19 protein-coding genes are annotated in these 19,465 nt (G+C 67.4%); 7 read left to right on the top strand and 12 right to left on the bottom strand.

What is annotated here, in order from left to right; all coding sequences use genetic code 11:
- Positions 1 to 59 precede the first annotated feature (59 nt).
- Positions 60 to 347, bottom strand: a complete 288-nt coding sequence (gene groES, locus TSB10P1A_RS06105; RefSeq protein ID WP_186387007.1) for a co-chaperone GroES — start codon at positions 345 to 347, stop codon at positions 60 to 62.
- Between the two features lie 301 nt (positions 348 to 648).
- Here groES and TSB10P1A_RS06100 point away from each other — a divergent pair, with 301 nt between their 5' ends.
- Positions 649 to 2,277, top strand: coding sequence for a VWA domain-containing protein (locus TSB10P1A_RS06100; RefSeq protein WP_186387006.1), 1,629 nt, complete (start codon positions 649 to 651; stop codon positions 2,275 to 2,277).
- A gap of 6 nt (positions 2,278 to 2,283) precedes the next feature.
- On the opposite strand, the gene TSB10P1A_RS06095 is transcribed toward TSB10P1A_RS06100, so the two are convergent.
- Both TSB10P1A_RS06095 and TSB10P1A_RS06090 read right to left on the bottom strand, forming a co-directional pair.
- Entirely contained in the window at positions 2,284 to 2,910 is a 627-nt protein-coding gene (locus TSB10P1A_RS06095) for a hypothetical protein (RefSeq protein ID WP_186387005.1), read from the bottom strand.
- 79 nt (positions 2,911 to 2,989) lie between these two features.
- A complete protein-coding gene (locus tag TSB10P1A_RS06090; RefSeq protein WP_208984901.1) occupies positions 2,990 to 4,447 on the bottom strand; it encodes a sigma-54 dependent transcriptional regulator in 1,458 nt (485 codons plus the stop codon).
- A 308-nt stretch (positions 4,448 to 4,755) separates the two neighbouring features.
- Here TSB10P1A_RS06090 and TSB10P1A_RS06085 point away from each other — a divergent pair, with 308 nt between their 5' ends.
- From TSB10P1A_RS06085 to TSB10P1A_RS06075, 3 genes are read left to right on the top strand one after another with little or no spacing between them, the layout of a single operon-like run.
- Complete coding sequence (locus TSB10P1A_RS06085) at positions 4,756 to 5,769, top strand: efflux RND transporter periplasmic adaptor subunit (RefSeq protein ID WP_186387003.1); 1,014 nt, start codon at positions 4,756 to 4,758, stop codon at positions 5,767 to 5,769.
- 4 nt (positions 5,770 to 5,773) lie between these two features.
- Positions 5,774 to 7,012 carry an ABC transporter permease gene (locus TSB10P1A_RS06080; RefSeq protein ID WP_186387002.1) on the top strand — a complete coding sequence of 413 codons (1,239 nt, stop codon included), beginning with the start codon at positions 5,774 to 5,776 and terminating at the stop codon, positions 7,010 to 7,012.
- A complete protein-coding gene (locus tag TSB10P1A_RS06075; RefSeq protein WP_186387001.1) occupies positions 7,009 to 7,737 on the top strand; it encodes an ABC transporter ATP-binding protein in 729 nt (242 codons plus the stop codon). The genes TSB10P1A_RS06080 and TSB10P1A_RS06075 overlap by 4 nt, the downstream gene beginning before the upstream one ends.
- A gap of 24 nt (positions 7,738 to 7,761) precedes the next feature.
- On the opposite strand, the gene TSB10P1A_RS06070 is transcribed toward TSB10P1A_RS06075, so the two are convergent.
- Complete coding sequence (locus TSB10P1A_RS06070) at positions 7,762 to 7,959, bottom strand: heavy-metal-associated domain-containing protein (protein WP_186387000.1); 198 nt, start codon at positions 7,957 to 7,959, stop codon at positions 7,762 to 7,764.
- A gap of 265 nt (positions 7,960 to 8,224) precedes the next feature.
- On the opposite strand from TSB10P1A_RS06070, the gene TSB10P1A_RS06065 reads away from it, so the two are divergent.
- Positions 8,225 to 9,691 (top strand): EAL domain-containing protein, encoded by a 1,467-nt coding sequence (locus TSB10P1A_RS06065; RefSeq protein WP_186386999.1) that lies wholly within the window; start codon positions 8,225 to 8,227, stop codon positions 9,689 to 9,691.
- 178 nt (positions 9,692 to 9,869) lie between these two features.
- Here the strand turns inward: TSB10P1A_RS06065 and TSB10P1A_RS06060 are convergent, their stop codons facing one another.
- The 7 genes from TSB10P1A_RS06060 to TSB10P1A_RS06030 form a co-directional block, all read right to left on the bottom strand.
- Entirely contained in the window at positions 9,870 to 11,195 is a 1,326-nt protein-coding gene (locus TSB10P1A_RS06060; protein ID WP_186386998.1) for a pitrilysin family protein, read from the bottom strand.
- Positions 11,196 to 11,239: 44 nt separating this feature from the next.
- Positions 11,240 to 12,736 carry a pitrilysin family protein gene (locus tag TSB10P1A_RS06055; RefSeq protein ID WP_244293002.1) on the bottom strand — a complete coding sequence of 499 codons (1,497 nt, stop codon included), beginning with the start codon at positions 12,734 to 12,736 and terminating at the stop codon, positions 11,240 to 11,242.
- 177 nt (positions 12,737 to 12,913) lie between these two features.
- Positions 12,914 to 13,624, bottom strand: a complete 711-nt coding sequence (locus TSB10P1A_RS06050; RefSeq protein ID WP_186386997.1) for a hypothetical protein — start codon at positions 13,622 to 13,624, stop codon at positions 12,914 to 12,916.
- A 112-nt stretch (positions 13,625 to 13,736) separates the two neighbouring features.
- Positions 13,737 to 14,252 carry a signal peptidase II gene (gene lspA / locus TSB10P1A_RS06045; protein ID WP_186386996.1) on the bottom strand — a complete coding sequence of 172 codons (516 nt, stop codon included), beginning with the start codon at positions 14,250 to 14,252 and terminating at the stop codon, positions 13,737 to 13,739.
- A 15-nt stretch (positions 14,253 to 14,267) separates the two neighbouring features.
- Positions 14,268 to 15,212 (bottom strand): DMT family transporter, encoded by a 945-nt coding sequence (locus tag TSB10P1A_RS06040; protein ID WP_186386995.1) that lies wholly within the window; start codon positions 15,210 to 15,212, stop codon positions 14,268 to 14,270.
- On the bottom strand, positions 15,209 to 16,210 hold the full coding sequence (locus TSB10P1A_RS06035) for a bifunctional riboflavin kinase/FAD synthetase (protein ID WP_186387120.1): 1,002 nt from the start codon (positions 16,208 to 16,210) through the stop codon (positions 15,209 to 15,211). The genes TSB10P1A_RS06040 and TSB10P1A_RS06035 overlap by 4 nt, the downstream gene beginning before the upstream one ends.
- Positions 16,211 to 16,359: 149 nt before the next feature.
- The gene (locus tag TSB10P1A_RS06030; RefSeq protein WP_186386994.1) at positions 16,360 to 16,815 is read right to left on the bottom strand and encodes a MaoC family dehydratase; all 456 of its coding nucleotides are present in this window, start codon (positions 16,813 to 16,815) and stop codon (positions 16,360 to 16,362) included.
- A 239-nt stretch (positions 16,816 to 17,054) separates the two neighbouring features.
- Between TSB10P1A_RS06030 and TSB10P1A_RS06025 the strand changes: the two genes are divergently transcribed.
- Together TSB10P1A_RS06025 and TSB10P1A_RS06020 are read left to right on the top strand one after the other, a co-directional pair.
- A complete protein-coding gene (locus tag TSB10P1A_RS06025) occupies positions 17,055 to 17,438 on the top strand; it encodes a response regulator (RefSeq protein ID WP_067220588.1) in 384 nt (127 codons plus the stop codon).
- 139 nt (positions 17,439 to 17,577) lie between these two features.
- Positions 17,578 to 18,252 (top strand): protein phosphatase CheZ, encoded by a 675-nt coding sequence (locus TSB10P1A_RS06020; RefSeq protein ID WP_186386993.1) that lies wholly within the window; start codon positions 17,578 to 17,580, stop codon positions 18,250 to 18,252.
- A 210-nt stretch (positions 18,253 to 18,462) separates the two neighbouring features.
- Here the strand turns inward: TSB10P1A_RS06020 and TSB10P1A_RS06015 are convergent, their stop codons facing one another.
- Positions 18,463 to 19,335, bottom strand: coding sequence for a TIGR01459 family HAD-type hydrolase (locus TSB10P1A_RS06015; RefSeq protein ID WP_186386992.1), 873 nt, complete (start codon positions 19,333 to 19,335; stop codon positions 18,463 to 18,465).
- Positions 19,336 to 19,465: the final 130 nt, after the last annotated feature.

Below are 19,465 nucleotides of genomic sequence, written 5' to 3'. Positions count from 1 at the left end.
GGCCTGAAGAAGGCTTGCGGCGAGCGACCGCGAAAAGGACGAAAAAAGCGCGGTGCGGCTTAGCCGACCACGCCCATGATGTCGCTTTCCTTCATGATCAGCAGGTCCTGACCGTCGATCTTGACCTCGGTGCCGGACCACTTGCCGAACAGCACGCGGTCGCCGGCCTTGACGTCCAGCGCGATCAGGTCGCCGTTCTCCTTGCGGGCGCCCGGGCCGACGGCGACGACTTCGCCTTCCTGCGGCTTCTCCTTGGCGGTGTCCGGAATGATGATGCCGCCGGCGGTCTTCTCCTCGGAGTCGACGCGGCGCACAACAACGCGATCATGCAGAGGACGGAACTTCATGTCGTGCTCTTTCCTTTTGGGGCCAGCGTGGTACTTGTCGCGCCAGCGCCCCTCCGTCGGGGTCGCCCGGATCGCCGACCACGTTGGCACTCTGTGAATGAGAGTGCTAACAGCGCGCCTGATGTAGGCGCCTCTCCCGCACCTGTCAATGGTCTCCCGCGCCGCTTTTTGCTGCGGCACCAGGCACCCGGAGATCCACCGGGACGGGCACCCGGACACGCACCTTCTGAAAACGCGGTTTCCGGGGCCTTGACGGGTCTTGAAAAGGTTTTGGCAAGGCCGGCGGTGTAGGGTCCGGGCCATGATGAAGTTCCTGCGCCTCGCCAGACGTTTCGCCTCAGACAGCCGCGGCAGCATCGTGGTGCCGCTTGCCGTATGCACCGGCGTCTGTCTGCTCGTGATCGGCGCGGGTATCGATTACACCCGGGCCTACAATGTGAAGGTCAATCTGCAGGCGGCGGCAGACGCGACGGCGCTCGCTGCCAACTACAGCAGCCAGGGACTGTCCGAGGCGAAGGTCAAGGCCAATGCCGAGGCCTATTTCGCCGCGATCTACAAGGGGAGTTCCGACGGGGTCGCGCTCGACGTGTCGGTGGTGAAGGGCACGGTGACGGTGAGGGCGCAGAAGCCGGTGCAGACCATGCTCGGCAGCATCATGAGCAAGAGTCACATCGATGTGCGGGTGGTCTCCGAGGCGGTTGTCGGCAAGGCGACCTTCGATGTGGTGATGGTGCTGGACAACTCCGGATCCATGGCCGGAAGCCGCATGACGACGCTGAAGAAGGCCGCCAAGGATCTCGCCGAGACGCTGTTCAAGATCAACGAGGACGGTGACAAGAAGGACCGGGTGAAGATCGGCCTCGTGCCGTTTTCCGAGTACGTCAATATTGGCGCCGACAAGGCCACCGAGTCCTGGATGGACCGGGAGGGACTGTCGCCGGTCCACTGGAAGAATTTCGAAACCCGTGCTGATGGCACACCGGATCCGGCCCTGTTCGACAGCAGGTATTTCGTCAACGGCAAGCCGAGCCGGTTCACGTTGTTCAAACAATTTGGCAGAACCGACTGGTTGGGCTGTGTCGAGGCGCGGCCGATGCCGTATGACGTCGACGACACGCCACCGTCCAAATCCAACCCGGCGACGCTGATCGTCCCGCAATTCGCCCCCGATGAACCCTCCACTGCCAACAGGCGCCGGGGCGACAGCTACTACAACAACTATCTCGATGATGACCGGGGAGCGTGCCAGCAAGCGGCGAGTCAGGCCTATCGTTCATCCGGTATGACTCAGTGGGAATATGCCCAGAAGCGCTTGTGCAAGTACCGAAACCAGACATTGTCTCTTGGGACGAATACGAATTCCGGCCCCAACTACTGGTGCAAGACCCAGCCGATCACCGACTTGACCAGCGACAAGGCGAAGGTGCTCCGCGACATTCAGTCGATGGAAGCGACGGGTGGCACCAACATCCATCAGGGTGCGATCTGGGGTTGGCGGGTGCTTTCCCCCTCGGAGCCCTTCACCGAGGGACGGGAGGTGAAGAAGGATTCGGAGGAGGAGCATGTCCGCGTGCTCATCGTCATGACCGATGGCGAGCATACCTATTTCGGGCAGAACTCGTTCAACCGGACCGACTACGCAGCCTATGGCTACGGCACGGAAGAGCGGCTGGGCAACGGGGCGGACAATTCCTCGACCATTGCCCAGCGGATGGATGAGCGGCTGAAGCTGACCTGCTCCAACGCCAAGAAGGCCGGTGTGCAGATCTACACGGTGGCCTTCCAGATCACCGATGCGACCACCATCAAGATGATGAACGAGTGCGCCACGACCCCCTCCATGGCCTTCGACGCGAAGTCGAACAGCGCCTTGGTCGAAGCGTTTGAGCGCATTGCCGAGGAGATCACCAAACTCCGGCTGCAGAAATGAGCAGTCTTACTGCGCCGCAGGCGCGGTAACGGTGAAAGGCATCTCGGCCGAGGCGGTCTTGCCGCTCACCGTGTCGGTGAGTTTCGTCACCAGTCGGTAGTCGCCCGGCCGCAGACCTTCAAAAGCGAAGCTGAGCGTCGCATGGAACTCGCGCAGCCGGTTGCGGCTGTCGGCCCGCAGGTCGGCAAAGCCGGTCTGTTCGGCCAGCACCTGCCCCGACATGTTGAGCAGTTCAAAGCCGGCGCTGAGCCGCACGCCGTAGCCCGTCTCGGTCTTTTCGTGGCCGAAGCCGACCGGCTCGGCATAGACGGTGAGCGTGTCGCCCGCACCAAAGACCGCGTCGCCGCGGGGCGTGTACTGCCCGTAGCCGGTGGCGGGAGCTTCCGCGAAGGCGAGGGCGGCGAAGGAGAGCGGCGCCTCGTCCCAGGCCGCGTCGAGCACCTGATAGGCGCTGGCGAGATCCTGGGGAAGCATGGTCTGCTGCGCAGTCGCCGTGGCAGGAAGCAGGACGAGGCTGGTGGCAAGCACCAAAGCCCTGGCAACGGACGCAGAGCCCGCCTTGCGCGGCCCACCGCCGACAGCCACCGCATCCCCGACCGAAGTGCCGAAACGAACCGACTTGCCCCTGATCATCCAAGCCCCACCCTGTTGAAGCCCCGCAAGGCGTATTTTGCGGCGCAACGTATAGAATGGCGCGCGGAAAACAACAAGATTATCCGGCAAAACCGGTGAACAGGGCGCCATCGCCGCCGTCGATGCGGTCGGTCCAGGACTGGCGCTTGCGATAGATGGTCGAGGGGCTGATCTCCAGCGCCGCCGCCGCCTTGGCGATGTTGCCGTCGAAGGCGTCGAGGGCGTCCTCGATGATCCGCTTTTCCTGCGCCCAGAGCGGTTCGATCTCGCCGCCCCGGCGCCGGGCGCCGAAGGCCGGCGCGCGGGCCGGATCGTGACGGGGCGACAGGCCGCCGTCGCCGAGCAGGAAGGCCGGCAGCATCTGCGCGGTCAGCGCTTCGCCCTCGTGCAGCACCACGGCCTGGCGGATGGCGTTTTCCAACTGGCGGACATTGCCCGGCCAGTCATAGGTGAGCAGCTTCTCGCCGGCGCAAGGGGCGATGCCGGAGAAGGCGCGGCTCTCTTCCTGGGCGTAGCGGGCAAGGAAGGCGTGTGCGAGCGGCAGGATGTCCTCGCGCCGGTCGCGCAGCGCCGGCAGGCGGATCGGCAGGACATGCAGCCGATAGAACAGATCCTCGCGGAACCGTCCGGCGGCGATCTCCACATGCGGGTCGCGATTGGTGGCGCACAGGATGCGCACGTCGACGGGCCTCGGCCGGGCATCGCCGATGCGCTGCACCGTGCCGGTCTGCACGAAACGCAGCAGCTTGGACTGCAGGGCAAGATCCATCTCGCCGATCTCGTCGAGGAACAGCGTTCCTCCGTCGGCGGCCTCCGCCGCGCCGGGACGGCTCTCCGAGGCGCCGGTAAAGGCGCCGCGCACATGGCCGAAGATCTCGCTCTCCATCAGCTCGCCGGGGATCGCGGCGCAGTTGATGGCGATGAGCGGGGCCGGACCGCGCGGCGAGCGGGCATGGATCGCGGCGGCCGCCAGTTCCTTGCCGCTGCCGGATTCGCCGGTGATGAAGACCGGGGCGGAGGAAGGGGCAATGCGGCGGATCTGGTCGTAGACCTCGCGCATGCGCGCCGAACCGCCGACGAAGCTCTCGAACCGGAACGGCTCGCGTCCGGCGGTGAGGTCGCGCGCCTCGCTCGCCGCTTGCGCGGCCTGGCGGCGCTGGCCCTCGCCGCGCGGCGGGCGGGTGTTCTGGATCAGGAAGCGGTCGATGCGCTCGGCCACCGCGACCGGATCGATCGGCAGGGTGATGACATCGTGCGCGCCGGCCTCCATCGCCGCAAGGCTGCGGCTGAGGGATTCCCGGGGGCTGACCGCCATCAACATCGCCTGCGGCTGCGCGGCGGCAAGACGGGACAGGTGTCCGTCCTGGCCGAGCGTTTCGAGATCGACGATCATCACGTCGGGGCGCACCTGGGTGCTGGCGGCGTAGAACGGCTCGAAACTGTGATAGGCGACGGGCGTCCCGCAGGGATGATCCATCGCTTGCGCGATCGAACCCGCCAACTCGCGGGTCGTACCGCCGCCATCGAGAACGGCCAATCGGATTTTACCCGCAGCGCCATGCATGGATTCCATGCTGTGGCGACCCCCTTTTGCTTCCGCCGAACACGCGGCATCGATTTGATTTGCAGATGGATTCTGAGCCGACATGGTAAACAAAATGTTTCTGTTCGGGTTTCGTGAAACAGGTCGCTGCGATCACGGCCCGCAATCCACAGCCGGCGGGCCGCCGCGGGCTTTGCTGGTCCACGAATTTCTGCGGATAGGTGGGGCTCTTCGCGAATGCTAGGTTGCAGTGCGATGCGGTGGCGACACTCCGTCCGCTACACGCCCAAAGGGACGCCCGAATGAGACGTATCCTGACCCTGCTCGTGATCCTGGCAGCGGCCGCCGCCGCCTTTGCCGCCGTTCGCTGGTGGCTCGACCGGCCGGTGCCGGTTACCGTGGCCGTCCCCCAGATGGGGCGGGCCGCCGACGTGGTCTATGCGACGGGCGTGGTTGAGCCGGTGCGCTGGGCCAAGGTGACCAGCGTGCTGCGCGAGCGCATCGTCGAGTTGTGCAGTTGCGAGGGCGAGAGCGTTGAAGGGGGGCAGGTGCTCGGCCGCCTGGACTCCACCGCCGCGCGCGCCACCCTCGCCGAACTGGAGGCGCGCGCCCGGCTGTCGGAACAGGAACTGGAGCGGGCCGCCGGCCTGCTGGAGCGGCGGGTGGCGTCGCAGCAGGCCTTCGAGCGGGCCGAGCACGACCATTCGCGCAACGTGGCGCTGGTCGCGGCGCAGGCGGCACGGCTCGGCGACTACGAATTGCGCGCGCCGATGGATGGCAAGGTCCTGCGGCGCGACGGGGAGGTCGGCGAGGTGGCCGAACCCGGCGCGGTGCTGTTCTGGGTGGGCCAGGAGCGGCCGCTGCAGATCATCGCCGATGTCAACGAGGAGGACATTCCCCTGGTCCGGGCCGGCCAGAAGGCGGTGGTGCGCGCCGACGCCTTTCCCGGCAGCAGCTTCGAGGCCAGGGTCGACCGGATCACCCCCAAGGGCGACCCGGTTCTCAAGACCTATCGGGTCTATCTCGCCTTCCCGCAGGAGACGCCGCTGATGATCGGCATGACCAGCGACGTCAACATCGTCGTCCGCGAGGTGGAGAAGGCCATGCTGATCCCGCTTGCCGCGCTGGACGGCGATCGGGTGCTGGTGCTGGGCGGCGACGGACGCCTTGCCGAGCGGCGGGTCTCGGTCGGCATCCGTGGCATCGAGCAGGTGGAGGTGCTGGACGGGCTGGAGGCGGATGCCCGCGTCGTCTCGCCCTGGGCGGAAGGGTTGGCACCCGGCATGGCGGCGGTTGCGGCCGCATCGGAGGGGTAGGCCGGTGCCGTTGATCCTCTCCATCGCGATGACCCATGTGCGCGGGCGCCTGCGCCAGAGCGTCGTTTCCGTGCTCGGCGTGATGCTCGGTGTCGGCTTCTCCATCGCCATGGCGGCCCTGATGCAGGGATCGCAGGAGGATTTCATCGCGATGCTGGTCGACGCGATGCCGCATGTGGAGGTGAGCGACGAGACCCGCGATCCGGCGCCGCCGCCCGCCGCCAGCTTCTATGGCGCGGTCAATGTGATCGGCGCGCGGCCCGACGATGACACCCGCGGCCTGCGCAATCCGACAAGGCTGCGGGCGATGCTGGAGAGCTGGCTGCCCGGCCGCATGACCATGACCCTGGCCGGCCAGGCGGTGCTGCGCTATGGCGGACGGGACGTCGCGGTGTCGCTGACGGGAGTTGATCCGGCGAGCTATCTCAAGGTCTCGACGATCGGCGGCGACATGCGCGCCGGCTCCTTCATCGAACTCGCCGCCAATCTCAACGGTATCGTGGTCGGCAGCGGCGTTGCCGAGAAGCTGGGCGCCCGTCTCGGCGATACGATAGCGGCGTCCACCTCGTCCGGTGCGGTGCGGCGGCTGAAGATCGTCGGCATCTACCACACCGGCGTCACCCAGGCGGACGATGCCACCGCCTATGCGATGCTGAAGACGGCGCAGGTGCTCTTCGCCCGCCCAGACGTGGTCAACCGGATCGCGGTGAAGCTGGACGACATCAACGCGGCGCGCTCTGTCGCCGCGCGGATCGAGCGCATGACCGGCTATCGCGCCACCTCCTGGCAGGAGGCGAATGAGGCTCTGATGGAGGTGCTGGTGGTGCGCAATGTCATCATGTACACCGTGGTCGGGGCGATCCTGCTGGTTGCCGGCTTCGGCATCTTCACCATCGTCTCGACCATCGTCCACGAGAAGGCCCGCGACATCGCCATCCTCAAGTCGCTCGGCTTCGGCCAGGGCGACATCCGCCGCATCTTCCTGGTCGAGGGGCTGGTGATCGGCGCCGTCGGCGCGGTGCTCGGCTCGATCCTCGGCTACCTGATCACGGTGGGGCTCGATTCGGTCACCTTCGAGGTGCGAACCAATGTGGAGATGACCTCGCTACCGCTGACCTACAGCCCGCTCCACTACCTGATCGCCAGCGGTTTCGCCTTGCTCGCCGCCGGCATTGCCGGCTACCTGCCGGCCCGGCGCGCGGCCAAGCTCAATCCGGTCGAGATCATTCGGGGGGCGTCATGAGCCCGGCCCCGAAGGACGGCGGCACCGCCGTTGCCCCGCAGCCGGTCGCGGTGCCGCTGATCGAGGCGCGCCGGCTGACCCGGGTGCTGCCCGGCACGGTGCCGGTGACCTTGGTGCGCGACATCGACCTGACGATCCGGGCCGGCGAATTCGTGGCGATCACCGGGCCTTCCGGCTCGGGCAAGTCGTCGCTGCTCTATCTGCTGGGGCTGCTTGACCTGCCGAGCCAGGGAGAGGTGCTGATCGAAGGGGAAGCGACGCATCTGCTGTCCGAACGCCGGCGCGCGGCGATCCGCCTGTCGACGCTCGGCTTCGTGTTCCAGTTCCACTTCCTGCTGCCCGAATTCTCCATCACCGACAATGTGATGATCCCCATGCGCAAGCTCGGCCGGCTGCCGGCGCGCGAGATGCGTGAGCGGGCGCAAGGGATACTTGCCGATCTCGGGCTCGGCGATCACCTGCAAAAGCGCCCGGACCAGCTCTCCGGCGGCCAGCGCCAGCGGGTGGCGGTGGCGCGGGCGCTGGCCAACGAACCACCGGCGATCCTGGCCGACGAGCCGACCGGCAGCCTCGACAGCAAGTCGTCGGACCAAGTCTTCGAGATCCTGCGCGCCCTCGTCGACGATCACGGCAAGACCGTGATCGCGGTCACCCACGATCTCGACATGGCCGCGCGCATGGACCGCCGCCTGCATCTGGTCGACGGGATGCTGGCCGACCCGTGAGCGCGAAGGGGAAGGGAAAAAGGCTCAGCCGGCGACGACGTCGTAGCCGGCCGCCTCGATCGTCTCCACGACCCGGTCGCGAGGAAGCTGCGTCTCGATGCGCGCCGCGCCGCTGGCGAGATCGATCTCGGCCGTGGCGGCCGGGTCGGCGGCGACGAGCGCCCGCTTCACCGAGGCGATGCAGCCGTTGCAGGTGATGCCGTCGATCTTCAGTTCGATCATGGTCGTTCCGCTCTCCTTTGCGCCGCGCCCGGCGGCGATACCTGTCATCCGCCGCAACAATGGGGCTTCCAGCAAGGGGAAGGTCAAGAGGCGCGGCTGCGGCCCGATGACGCCGCTGATGATCCCCACAAGGGTGCGCCGGGAGGCTTTCCCGCCTTCCGTGGCCTCATGAGGGCTGGAGACTCGGAAGAATCGTCGTATTCAGTCAGTATTCGAGGTAGGTTTGATTCGGCTTCGGCGGAAGCACGGACTTGGCCGGACGAGCATGGCACGCGCGACAAGCATCTTCATTTTCCTCTGCATGGGGGTGATCGCGGCCTCTGTCGCTGCGATCATGATGTTCCAGTTCGCCCGCCCCGCGGGCGAGGCGCTGACGCTTGGCCTGACCCTTCTGTGCACCATGATCGTCGTGCATCTCGTCTTCGCCCGTCAGCGCGACCGCGGCGATATCGCCGAGAAGGTCGCCGCGCTCGAGGAGCGGGTGCTCGAGGTCGACGAGGACGTCAGCAACATCGAGGGGCGTCTCAGCGGCATGGAGACCAACCTGCCGCGCCGCACCCGCGAGGAGATCGACCCGCTGTTCGCCGAAGTCGAGGTGCTGGGCAGCCTGATCAAGCAGATGGCCGAGGCGATGGCCGGCATGGAAGAGCGGATCGACGAGCAGGAGACGCGCCAGATCGCGCCGCCGCCCGAGCGCTTCGCCGCTTACGAGGAGCCACGCGCCCTGGGCTACAGCCAGCCGCCTGCGGGCCAGCACCATGCCCCTGCGGCGGGGTTTGGCGGTCAGTCGCCCTTGCGGGGGTATCCGGGCGAGGCTCCCGCGGTGCGGGGACCCGCTCCCGGCGACAGGCCGCTCTCCACCCGTCCCGGGGAGCGCGCCGAGGACCCGGCCGGTCCGACAGGGGCGCACGCCATGGCGCGGGCTCGCGAGGAGGCGAGACCCGATCCGGAACTGCGCCGGGTGATCCAGGAGGCGCTCGACAACAACCGCGTCGACCTGTTCCTGCAGCCGATCGTCACTCTGCCGCAGCGCCAGGTCCGCGACTACGAGGCGCTGACCCGCATCCGCGACGCGCAGAACAACTATCTCGAACCGGTCGACTTCATCGCCGAGGCAACGCGGGCGCGGATGATGCCGGCGATCGACAACCTCATGCTGTTCCGCGCCATCCAGGTGCTGCGGCGGCTGTCGAGCCGCAACCGCCGGTCCGGCCTCTTCGTCAACCTGTCGACCCAGACGCTGGTGGATGAGCGCTTCTTTCCTGGTTTCCTCGATTTCCTGCGCGCCAACGAGGGCTTTGCCGGTCAGTTGACCTTCGAATTCACCCAGGACGACGTCAACGAGATGGGGGCGCTGGAACTGGAGAGCCTCGCGGCGCTGCACGAACTCGGCTACCGCTTCTCGATCGATCGGGTCCGAGACCTGAAGATGGACTTCAAGGCGCTGTCGGACCGAGGCTTCCGATACATCAAGTTGCATGCGGGCCGCCTGATCGGCACGGAGCACATGCCGGCGAGCCATATCCATCCGGCCGACCTCGGCGACCTGCTGCGCCGTTATGCAATGGAACTGATCGTCGACCATGTCGAGACCGAGGCTCAGGTGCTGGAGGTGCTCGACTACGACGCCCGCATCGGCCAGGGCTATCTGTTCTCGCCGCCGCGGCCGGTGCGCCCGGAGGTCCTGCAGGCACGTCCGCCGCAACGCAATATGCGCCGCGCCGCCGAATAGCCCGCCTGCCGGGCGAGAAAACCTCGGGTAGCGGTACGGGCTGAAAGGCCCGCCGAAAGCCTTACCGAACGAATGAAAGCCCCGCCGGAGGGTCCTCCGGCGGGGCTGTGTCATGTCGCAAGGGGGGCGTTGCTGGCGGGGCGTGCTCCGGCGCGAGAGGGGCCTCAGGTCGTCGGCGTCATCCCTTTTCCGGACCGACGGTCACCACCAGCGGATCGATCCCCTTCAGCAGGCGGGTGGCAGCGGCCCGCACCTGATCCAGCGTCACTGCTTCGATGAGATCGTTGCGGATGTCGATATAGTCGCGGCCGAGCCCTTCCACCTGGATGCCGAGCAACTGGTCGGCGATCTTGTCGGACGTGTCGAAGCGCAGCGCATAGGAGCCGGTGAGATAGGCCTTGGCCTTGGCCAGTTCCTCCTCGCTCGGTCCCTTGTCGGCCATCCGCGCCATTTGCGCCCGGATCACCTCCACCGACTCGTCGGCGCGGTCGGCGCGGGTTCCGGTCACCGCCAGCCAGGCCCCGGTGTGCTGATAGGGCAGCAGGTAGGAGCCGACGGAATAAGCCAGGCCCCGCTTCTCGCGCACCTCTTCGAAGAGCCAGGACGAGAACGTGCCCCCGCCCAGGATGTGGTTCATGACGAAGGCCGGGATGAAGTCCGGATCGTCGCGCTTGAGGCCGGGCAGACCGATGCGGATCGAGGTCTGCGGCACGTCGAGCGCCACATGCTCCATCGTGCCCCTGGCCATGGCGATGTCGGCGACCTCGGTCAACTCGCCCGTCTCCGGCAGCGCGCCGAAGACGCTGTCGAGCAACGGCGCCAGCCGCTCCGCAGTGATGGCGCCGACGACCGTGATCTTCAGCCCCTGGCGGGTGAAGAGGCGGCCATGCAGGTCCTTCAGATCCTGCGGCGACAGCGCGGCGACGCTCTCCTCGGTGCCGCGCGACGGCCGGCTGTAGGCGTGGCCCGGATAGGCGAGTTCAGCCCAGCGGCGTCCGGCGATGGCGTCCGGATCCTTCGCCTCGCGGCGCAGCCCGGCGATGATCTGGCGTTTCATCCGCTCGGCCGGCTCCGCATCGAAGCGCGGAGCGGTGACCGCAAGGCGCAGCATCTCGAAGGCGTCGTCGATATTCGGCGTCAGCGTGCGCATCGCGCCGTAGAAATTGTCGCGCCCGGCATCGAAGCCGATCCGTACCGACAGATCCTCCAGCCGCGTCTGAAAGGCCTGCGAGTCCAGATCCCCGGCCCCCTCGTCGAGCATTGCCGACAGGAGATTGGTCAATCCCTCGCCCCCTTCCGGATCCTGCGACGCGCCGCCCGCGAAGGCGAACTTGATGGCAACGATCGGAACCGTGTCGTCCTCGACCAGCCAGGCGCTGAGCCCGCCCGGTGTGGTGATCTCCTGGATCTCCATGGCCGAGAGCGGGCGCGGGAGGGCGGCAAGGGCGGCAAAGAGCAGGGCGAAGGCAACAAGCCCGCGGCCGAGCGCGGAAACGAGGCTCATGGGCGATGTCCCGTGAGGGGTGGCGGGGCGGATGGCGGAGCGGCTCATTGCTGGACCTCCTGCGCGACGGCCGGATCCTGCAGTGCCGCCTCCGGCGGGGTGGTTGCCGCCGCCTCGCTTCCGCGCAGATAGGCGGTGACAGGGGACGCCGAAAACTGCGTTGCGGCGGCGGCCTTCACATCGTCGGCGGTAATGGCGGTGACGGTCGCGGGCCAGTTGCGGATCTGCTCGATGGTCCCGCCGGTGGTCAGCGCCGCGCCGAAGATGCGGGCAAGCGCCGACTGGCTGTCCTGGGCGTAGAGCGCTGAGGACAGCAGGCTCTTCTTGGCGCGCTCCAATTCCTCGGCCGTGACCCCGTCGGCGGCGATCTGCCTCAGCACGTCATGGGCCGCCTCGCCGAGCTCCTTCAACTCCGTTCCATCGGCCGGTACCGCGTAGATCATGAAGACGCTGTCGTCGAGGGCGCCCGAGCGATACCAACTGCCGGCGGAGGCGGCGATGCCGCGCTCGACGACCAACTGCCGGTAGAGGCGGCTGGTGCTGCCGCCGCCCAGGATCTCCGACAGGATCTCCAGCGCAGGGGCCTGGTTGCCCTCGGCGGTGTTGTAGCTCGGCACGACCCAGGCCTTGCGCATGTTCGGCTGGTTGACGCGGGGATCGGAATAGGTGACCTCGCGCGCGCCCGGCAGGACCTGGACCTTGGCGCGCTGCCGCTCGCCCGGCTCGGCCCGGCGCGCCACCTTGCCATAGGTCGCCTCGGCGAGGTCGCGCACCTCGTCGGCGGTCACGTCGCCGGCAACGATCAGAATCGCGTTGTTGGGCGTGTAGAAGCGGTTGTAGAAGTCGATCGCGTTCTGGCGGTTGAGAGCGAGGATCTCATCCTCCCAGCCGATCACCGGTGTGCCGTAAGGATGGTTGACGAAGAGCATGCTGTCGAGCGTTTCACCGAGGATCGAGCCGGGATCGCTGTCGACACGCTGGCGGCGCTCTTCCAGCACCACGTCGCGCTCCGGCAGCACCACCTCGTCGCTGAGCACGAGATTGTGCATGCGATCGGCCTCCATCTCCATCATCTCGCGCAGATGCTCGCGGGCAACGCGCTGGAAATAGGCGGTGTAATCCTGCGCGGTGAAGGCGTTCTCCTGGCCGCCGATCTCGGCGATGCGACGGGAGAAGGTGTTGCCCGGATTGTCCTTCGTGCCCTTGAACATCAGATGTTCGAGGAAATGGGCGATGCCGGACATGCCCTCGGGCTCGTCGGCGGCTCCCACCTTGTACCAGATCATATGGGTGACGACCGGCGCACGCCGATCGGGAATGACGACGACATCAAGCCCGTTGTCGAGGGTGAAGGCACTCATGTCGCCGCCGATCCGGATGTCGGCGAAAGCGGCGGCATCGGCGGCCTGGGGCGCTTCGGCGCGCGCGGCGACGGCAGGTGCGATGGCCAGCAGCGCGGCAAGGGCGAGGCGGGTGAGCAGGCTTCGAGCCGTCGGAACGCGGCGCGGCGGCTGGAAAAAAGGTCCTGAGAGAGGCGACAAGGTACGATCTCCGGAAAGGGGTCCCTGCCGACGAGATATAGGCGGGCGGGCGGCAAAGGACCCGTGAACTTTTCGTAAGGTCCGCAGCGGCGCGGCTTGCGCACGCGTCCACGGCAACAAAAAGGCCGGGGTAGGGCCCCGGCCGGACAGGCTCCTGGCTCTGGCGGTGCCCGCGCGTCAGCGCAGGGTGCGGGCCGACTGGCCGTCCATCACCCGCTCGATGTCGGACACCCTGGGCTGTTCGGCCACCCGGCCGACCTTGGGCATCGGCGCGTTGCCGGCAGGTGTCGAATAGGCAACCGGCGGGTCTATCAGGTAGCGCCGCACCGGCGCGCCGTTCTCGTCGAGCACGGCCGTGTCCCGGCGCACCACCCCGACCCGCTGGTTCAGCTCGTTCGGTTTCATGCGGGCGCTCTCCAGCCGGTTCTCCGTCCGGATTTCCTGCTGGATGTCGCGGTTGGCGCCGCCGGTGGCAAGCTCCTTGATGCCGCGCGACTGCTGGGCCGTGCTGCGGCCCTGCCGGTCGAGGTCGCTGGTGTCGCGATACGCCTGCTGGATGCGCTGGAGATCGGTCTCGCCCTGCTCGGGCCAGTTGGCGATCTCCTTCTTCTCTTCCGGCTGCGGCAGGTCGCCCATCTTTGTCGGCATGGCGAGCGGCGCGCGCGGCGAATAGTCGATCTTCTGTTCGGTGCGGGCATCGACCGCTCCGAGGCCTTCCATCAACTGGCGCATCATCGCGACATCGGGCGCTTCGTCGCTGGTCCGGCCGTCGTTGAAACCGTCGGCTCCGTGCTGGCAGCCGGCGAGCACGAGCGCCGCGGCCGTGGCAAGGAGCAGGCTCCGGGCGGACTTGCGAAGGGGGGTTCCGGTCCAGTTTCGACGCGACACGTCAGCTATCCTTCAAGGCTCTTGCGGGGGAAACCCGCGTCCCGGCGACACTACGGCCACCAGGAAGGTCGGCTCCGGCTGGTCCGCACAAGCCGCGTACAGGGCACTGCGACTACTCAGACGGGTTTTTTGCGGCATCATTAGGGCCACCAGCGAAACTGTCATACAGCAGAGCCGCCACCCCGGCAACGATCCAGACATCGGCAAGGTTGAAGACGTACCAGGAGAAGTCTCCGGCATGGAGGTGGAAGAAGTCGGCGACTGCGCCGTGCACCACCCTGTCGATGCCGTTGCCAAGCGCGCCGGCGATGACCAGCGCGAAGCCGGCGGCCTGCAGGCGGCGCGGCGCCTGGGCACCCCAGATCCAGAACAGAAGGGTGATCACCGCGGTGGCGGCGACCAGCAGCCAGCGGCCAAGGTCCTCCTCCTGCTGCAGCAGCCCGTAGGAGATGCCGTAGTTCCAGACCATCACGAGATCGAGAAACGGCGTGACGGCAACGCGGCCGCGCGCGGCGATGTCGAAGCCGTAGAGCATCCACAGCTTGAAGGCCTGGTCGACCACCATGCCGAGGACGGCAAGGGTCAGGATCAGGGCGCTGGAGGGGCCCCAGAGGCGGAGCTTGGTCATCCGTTTTCGTCTCGCTCAGTCCGGCGGGCCGGTGCGGTTGATGCGCGCGGCCAGCTCCTCCTGGCTACGGCGGTTCTCGCGATGGGCGATATAGATGCCGCTGCCGACGATCAGGGCAATGCCGACCCAGGTGGGACCGTCGGGGAAGTCGCCGAAGATCAGATAGCCGAACAGGGTGGCGCTGACGATTTCCAGGTAGTTGAACGGCGCCAGCACCGAGGCGGGAGCGGCTGCGAAGGCCTGGACGATCAGTCCGTGGGCGAAGAAGGAGATGGCGCCGACCAGCGCGAGCAGTCCCCAGCCCGGCAGATCCGGCATCACGGCGGCGGCTGGCTGGTAGCCGGCCACATTGGCGGCCAGGAACAGGGTTCCGAGCAGCATCACGCCGCCGAGGCCGGCGGTGAACTGGACGCAGAGCATGCCGCCTTCGCCCGAGAGCTTGCGGGTGATGACCAGGTAGAGGGCGAACAGCAGGGCGGCGGCGAGCGGCAGCAGCGCCGTGGCGCCGAAGGTCGCGAAACCCGGACGAATGATGATCGCCGCGCCGGCGAGCCCGACGATCACCGCGGCCCAGCGGCGGGGGCCGACCTGCTCCTTGAGGACCAAGGCCGAAAGCACCGTCAGGATCATCGGCTCGACGAAGAAGATGGCGATGGCATCGGCCACGGGCATGGTCGCGACCGCGGTGAAGAAGCAAACCGTCGCACCGGACAGGAAGAAGCCGCGCAACAGGTGCGGCCACAGGCGCGGCGCCTTCAGCACGGCAAGGCCCGGGCCGATGGCCGCCGTCAGCACCGCGAAGACCATCTGGAAGGCGAAGCGGCCGAGCGCGATCTGCAGCGGTGGCTGGGTGGCGGTCAGGTACTTGGCCGTCACATCCATCATCGGCACCAGCAGCATGGCAACGCTCATCAGGGCGATGCCGCGCATGACCCCGGTTGCCGGAGCGCCGCCGCTCATCTTGCGGGACCGTTCAGGGCAAGGTCGACGGCACCGAGCGGGGCAAGGCTGGCCAGCGCCGCCCGCGCCTCGGCGCTGTCGCGGTCCATCTGCACGATAAGCGCCTCGATGCTCTCGAACCGTTCCTCGTCCCGCAGTCTGGCGGCGAAAAGGACCTGCATCCGCTTGCCGTAAAGGTCGCCGGAAAAGTCGAAGAGATGGACCTCCAGCAGCGGCGCGCCATTGTCGAAGGTGGGGCGGCGGCCGAAGCTTGCGACGCCGTCGCGCCAGGCGCCGCCATCAATGCGGGCGCGCACCGCATAGATGCCGTGGGCGAGTTCCGTTTCGGCCGGCAGCGCCAGATTGGCGGTCGGATAGCCGAGGTCGCGGCCACGCTTCTCGCCATGGCGCACCTCTGCCTCCACCGACCAGCGATAGCCGAGCAGCGCGTTGGCGACCACCACATCGCCCTCGGCCAGCGCCGCGCGGATGCGGCTGGAGGAGACCGCCTCGCCGGCCTCGTCGGTCTCCGCCGTGACGATGGTGACGCCGAAGCCGTCGGACTGCCCGGCGGCCCGCAGGAAGTCCGGCGTGCCGCGGCGGGCGCGGCCGAAATGGAAGTCGTAGCCGGTCACAGCGTGGCGGATATGCAGCTTGTCGCGCAGGATCTCGTGGACGAAGGCTTCCGCCTCGATGCCGGCGAAGGCGGGGGTGAAGGGCAGGCTGACCATGCCGTCGAGCCCGGTGGCGGCCATGACGCGGGCCTTCATCGGCTCCGGCGTCAGGCGGAAGACCGGCTTGTCCGGATTGAACACCGTGCGCGGATGCGGCTCGAAGGTCAGCGCGAAGGCCGGCACCGACTGGGCCCTGGCAATCTCCAGCGCGGCGCCGAGCACCGCCTGGTGGCCGCGATGCACACCGTCGAAATTGCCGATCGCCACGACCCCGTCGGCAAGGGCGGCGGGAAACGCCGCAAGATCGGTGACGAGGGGAAAGGCGGTGGAGACGAGATCGGTCATCGGCGTCGAGGGCTTGCCGGACACGCGCGGGACAGCGGGCGGCCGGAGGCTGAATGGGCACGCCGCCCGAGGCGGCGCGAAACTGCCGGCGGACCCTGCCCATTCGCCCTCAAAAGGTCAAGCGCCGCAAATGCGGCTGCGTTACCGCGTCAGCCGCGCGGATCGCCCGCCTCCAGTTCGGCCCGGGTCGGCACCTTGACGATGGCCTCGCCCTCCAGCACCACCGTATCGCCGACGGCGCAGCGGCAGTCGAGCCGCGCCCGGTTTCCCTTCTCCATCAACTCGCTGACCGTCACCGTGACTGTCACCTCGTCGCCGATTCGCACCGGCGCGCGGAAATTCAGCGTCTGCGACAGATAGATCGCACCAGGGCCCGGCAGCCGCGTGCCGAGCACCGCCGAGATCAGGCTGGCGGTGTAGAGCCCATGGGCGATGCGGGTGCGGAAGGGGGTCCGGGCAGCGAAGTGTTCCGACAGGTGGATCGGGTTGCGGTCGCCGGAAACCTCCGCGAAGCCAATCACATCCGAAGAACTGACGGTCTTCGTCAGGGTTTCGCTCAGTCCGGGCGAGAGATCTTCGAAATACAGTGTCTGCAATGCCAGCATGGTCGCCTCAGTCCTTCCTCCGTCGTCGGCAAGGGACGCTAGTCGCTCACGACCGCGGAAGCAATTAAGCTTTGGTGTCAGATCGCGGGGCCGCATTAACGGAGTTTTCAGGGGAGCAGGCTAGTGTGGCAAGGCGTGGGGAGGCGGAGACACGGGATCGTGTCGTCCTCCTGAAGAGTTGAAGAAGCATCAGACGCCCGCTCAAGCGGGTCGGGCAGATTTACAGTATGGAGTAGACAATGGCCCTGGATGTTCAGATGCCGGTCCTCGTGGTGGACGACTACAAGACCATGATCCGCATCATCCGAAACCTGCTCAAGCAGCTCGGCTTCGAAGACATCGACGACGCTGCCGACGGCACCGAAGCGCTCGAGAAGATGAAGCAGCGCCGCTACGGACTGGTGATCTCCGACTGGAACATGGAGCCGATGACCGGCTACGAACTGCTGAAGCAGGTCCGCGCCGATGCCGGCCTCTGCAAGACGCCGTTCATCATGGTGACGGCCGAGTCCAAGACCGAGAACGTCATCGCCGCCAAGAAGGCCGGCGTGAACAACTACATCGTCAAGCCGTTCAACGCACAGACGCTGAAGGGCAAGATCGAGGCCGTGTTCTCCGACTGAGCCGGGTATCGGCCGGGGATTGAGGCTCTGCAGGGAGCCGGCGGCAGCGCCGCCGGGGAGCAGGCAAGCTGCGTCCGGTCGCCGGGCGCAGGCGGATGATGCGCGGCCGTCGGATGCCGTGGCAAGAAGGACAGGATCCATGGGCTCTTTGAAGAAGCAGGATCTCTCGCAACTGATTTCTTTCCTGGAGCACAACCGGGAGCGCCAGGGCGATGTGACGCTGAACGATGTGATCGATCTCGCCGAGGTGATGACCGGCTCGATGCGCGAGTTTCTCGCTGCCGTCCAGCCGACGATCACCGCGGAACTGACGGCCATCGCCGACGAGATTTCGCGGCTGAAGGTCGAGATCATCAACCTGCGCCCCAACGACATGAAGAACAACCAGATCCCGGAAGCGGGCCGGGAACTGGATGCCATCGTCGAGTCGACCGAGTCCGCCACGCACACGATCATGGAGGCGGCCGAAACGATCATGGCCGCCGATGCTGCGGACCACGAAGCCTACCAGGCGCTGGTCAACGACAAGATGATCGAGATTTTCGAGGCCTGCGCCTTTCAGGACATCACCGGCCAGCGCATCTCCAAGGTGGTCAGCGCGCTGAACGCCATTGACGCCCGCGTCTCGGCCTTTGTCGAGCGGCTGCGCATCGCCGAGGGCGACGACGCGCCGCGCGAGGAGACCGACGAGGAACGGCGCCGCCGCGACCTGATCCTGCACGGCCCCCAGCATGCGGGCGAAGGCGTGTCCCAGGCCGATGTCGACAGCATGCTGTCGGATGCCCAGGACGAAATCGACCGCTTGTTCGGCTGATCCAGGGTCGGCCAACCGAGATCGGCCCGCAGGGGCCTACCGTCTGCTGCGCGTCCACCAAGAGACGCGAGTTGCCTGGCCGGCGCCCCCCGCGAGCGGCCGGAAACTGAAAAAAGGCCGGGTCCGATGGGATCCGGCCTTTTTTCGTCTACCAAGATGTTCGTGTGCCAGGGGGCAGGGACGTTGCGTGCGGGTCCCGCTTGCGTGCCGCTACCAGCAAAGATGCGGCACGGCGGCCTGCGCGCTCAGCCCCTCCTCGGCGAGGCGGCGGCGCACCAGCGCCTCGTCCGGGGCCTCGACAGGGCCGAAATCGGCGCCATGGATGCCGCCGGTGATGAACAGCACGTCGATCTCGTTGGCGACCGCACCGCGGATGTCCGTCGGCAGCCCGTCGCCGACGGCAAGGATCTGCTCGCGCGCCACCTTCTCGCCGGCGATCCTGGCGACCCGCGCCACCGCCTCCTCGTAGATCGGCGCATGCGGCTTGCCGAGGATGGTGACGGTGCCGCCGATGTCCTCATAGAGCCGGGCGAGCGCGCCGGCGCACCACACCAGGCGGGTGCCCCGCTCCACTACGATGTCCGGATTGGCGCACAGGAACGGCAGGCCGCGCGCCGCCAGCCGCTCCATCTGGTCGCGGTAGTCTTCCGGCGTCTCGTTCTCGTCGTCGTGAAACCCGGTGCAGACCACCTGCCCGGCCTCGTCCTCGTCGACCAGACGGATGTCGAGGCCCTCGAACAGGGTCAGGTCGCGCGCCGGACCGATATGGAAGACGGGCCGGTCGCGCGTCGCCGCCAGCAGGTGACGGGTGACATCGCCGGAGGTCACCACGTCGTCGAACACGTCGAGCGGCACGCCGAGCGCTTCCAACTGCGTCAGCACGGAACCGGTCGGTCGCGGCGCATTGGTGATCAGCACGACGATCCCGCCGGTCTCGCTGCGGAAACGGGCCAGCGCTTCGCAGGCGGCCGGAAACGCCGCAACGCCGTTGTGGAGAACGCCCCACACGTCGCACAGGACGGCGCGGTAGGACGGTGCGAGGGCGGAAAGCCCGGAAACGAGAAGCGGCGCGGGCTGGGTCATCGAGGCCTCTTTCGGCGGGCGGACTGGGAGCGCGAGGGCGCGCGGGCGGACCATAGATGATCCCCGACGACAGGGACAAGACGCCAGCAGCACGGGCGGGCGCTGACGGCGCCGCGCCGCGGCGCTGGAG

The organism is Stappia sp. TSB10P1A, from assembly GCF_900185725.1.
GTDB lineage: Bacteria > Pseudomonadota > Alphaproteobacteria > Rhizobiales > Stappiaceae > Stappia.
This window is presented reverse-complemented; position numbering and strand designations above follow the sequence as displayed.